This window comes from Vibrio sp. 9-16B-A1, assembly GCF_056726165.1.
Genome location: NZ_JBSDZD010000034.1, coordinates 1 through 2928, shown reverse-complemented (window position 1 = coordinate 2928; position 2928 = coordinate 1). Strand labels below are relative to the sequence as shown.

Annotated in this window: 1 rRNA gene; it reads right to left on the bottom strand. The window is 51.7% G+C overall.

The window, feature by feature from the left end:
- Positions 1 to 20 precede the first annotated feature (20 nt).
- Positions 21 to 2911, bottom strand: a 23S ribosomal RNA gene (locus ACVB80_RS24235).
- Positions 2912 to 2928 lie beyond the last annotated feature (17 nt).

Below are 2928 nucleotides of genomic sequence, written 5' to 3'. Positions count from 1 at the left end.
CAAAACCCCTTGGGTGTTGTATGGTTAAGCCTCACGGGCAATTAGTACAGGTTAGCTCAACGCCTCACAACGCTTACACACCCTGCCTATCAACGTTCTAGTCTCGAACAACCCTTCAGGACACTTAAAGTGCCAGGGAAGACTCATCTCAGGGCTCGCTTCCCGCTTAGATGCTTTCAGCGGTTATCGATTCCGAACTTAGCTACCGGGCAATGCGTCTGGCGACACAACCCGAACACCAGAGGTTCGTCCACTCCGGTCCTCTCGTACTAGGAGCAGCCCCCTTCAATCTTCCAACGCCCACGGCAGATAGGGACCGAACTGTCTCACGACGTTCTAAACCCAGCTCGCGTACCACTTTAAATGGCGAACAGCCATACCCTTGGGACCGACTTCAGCCCCAGGATGTGATGAGCCGACATCGAGGTGCCAAACACCGCCGTCGATATGAACTCTTGGGCGGTATCAGCCTGTTATCCCCGGAGTACCTTTTATCCGTTGAGCGATGGCCCTTCCATTCAGAACCACCGGATCACTATGACCTGCTTTCGCACCTGCTCGAGCCGTCACTCTCGCAGTCAAGCGGGCTTATGCCATTGCACTAACCACACGATGTCCAACCGTGTTTAGCCCACCTTCGTGCTCCTCCGTTACTCTTTGGGAGGAGACCGCCCCAGTCAAACTACCCACCAGGCACTGTCCTCACCCCAGATTATGGGGCTAAGTTAGAACATCAAACATACAAGGGTGGTATTTCAAGGATGGCTCCATGACATCTGGCGACGCCACTTCAAAGCCTCCCACCTATCCTACACATGTAGGCTCAATGTTCAGTGCCAAGCTGTAGTAAAGGTTCACGGGGTCTTTCCGTCTAGCCGCGGGTACACTGCATCTTCACAGCGATTTCAATTTCACTGAGTCTCGGGTGGAGACAGCGTGGCCATCATTACGCCATTCGTGCAGGTCGGAACTTACCCGACAAGGAATTTCGCTACCTTAGGACCGTTATAGTTACGGCCGCCGTTTACCGGGGCTTCGATCAAGAGCTTCGACCTAAGTCTAACCCCATCAATTAACCTTCCGGCACCGGGCAGGCGTCACACCGTATACGTCATCTTACGATTTTGCACAGTGCTGTGTTTTTAATAAACAGTTGCAGCCACCTGGTATCTGCGACTTCCGATAGCTCCATCCGCAAGGGACTTCACCGTCAGAAGCGTACCTTCTCCCGAAGTTACGGTACCATTTTGCCTAGTTCCTTCACCCGAGTTCTCTCAAGCGCCTTGGTATTCTCTACCCGACCACCTGTGTCGGTTTGGGGTACGATTCCTTACAATCTGAAGCTTAGAGGCTTTTCCTGGAAGCATGGCATCAATGACTTCATCACCGTAGTGACTCGACATCGGGTCTCAGCCGTATGATTTCCCGGATTTACCTAAGAAATCAGCCTACACCCTTGAACCTGGACAACCGTCGCCAGGCCCACCTAGCCTTCTCCGTCCCCCCATCGCAATTGTAAGAAGTACGGGAATATTAACCCGTTTCCCATCGACTACGCTTTTCAGCCTCGCCTTAGGGGTCGACTTACCCTGCCCCGATTAACGTTGGACAGGAACCCTTGGTCTTCCGGCGAGGGGGTTTTTCACCCCCTTTATCGTTACTCATGTCAGCATTCGCACTTCTGATACGTCCAGCAGCCCTTACAGACCACCTTCAACCGCTTACAGAACGCTCCCCTACCCCGCAAACATAAGTTTGCAGCCGCAGCTTCGGTTTACTACTTAGCCCCGTTACATCTTCCGCGCAGGCCGACTCGACCAGTGAGCTATTACGCTTTCTTTAAATGATGGCTGCTTCTAAGCCAACATCCTGGCTGTCTGAGCCTTCCCACATCGTTTCCCACTTAGTAGTAATTTGGGACCTTAGCTGGCGGTCTGGGTTGTTTCCCTCTCCACGACGGACGTTAGCACCCGCCGTGTGTCTCCCGGATAGTACTTACTGGTATTCGGAGTTTGCAAAGGGTTGGTAAGTCGGGATGACCCCCTAGCCTTAACAGTGCTCTACCCCCAGTAGTATTCGTCCGAGGCGCTACCTAAATAGCTTTCGGGGAGAACCAGCTATCTCCGAGTTTGATTGGCCTTTCACCCCTAGCCACAAGTCATCCGCTAATTTTTCAACATTAGTCGGTTCGGTCCTCCAGTTGATGTTACTCAACCTTCAACCTGCCCATGGCTAGATCACTCGGTTTCGGGTCTATATCCAGAGACTAAATCGCCCAGTTAAGACTCGGTTTCCCTACGGCTCCCCTAGATGGTTAACCTTGCCACTGAATATAAGTCGCTGACCCATTATACAAAAGGTACGCAGTCACACCACGAAGGTGCTCCTACTGCTTGTACGTACACGGTTTCAGGTTCTGTTTCACTCCCCTCACAGGGGTTCTTTTCGCCTTTCCCTCACGGTACTGGTTCACTATCGGTCAGTCAGTAGTATTTAGCCTTGGAGGATGGTCCCCCCATATTCAGACAGGATATCACGTGTCCCGCCCTACTCGATTTCACTGATTATGCGCTGCCAATTACGGGACTATCACCCTGTATCGTTGAACTTTCCAGAACATTCATCTGGCGCATTAAAAGCTTAAGGGCTAATCCAATTTCGCTCGCCGCTACTTTCGGAATCTCGGTTGATTTCTCTTCCTCGGGGTACTTAGATGTTTCAGTTCCCCCGGTTCGCCTCACTGAGCTATGTATTCACTCAGCAATACGTGCTTATGCACGTGGGTTTCCCCATTCAGAAATCCCAGACTCAAATGGTTGTTACTACCTAATCTGGGCTTATCGCAAGTTACTACGTCTTTCATCGCCTCTGACTGCCAAGGCATCCACCGTGTACGCTTAGTCACTTAACCATACAACCCCAAGAGGT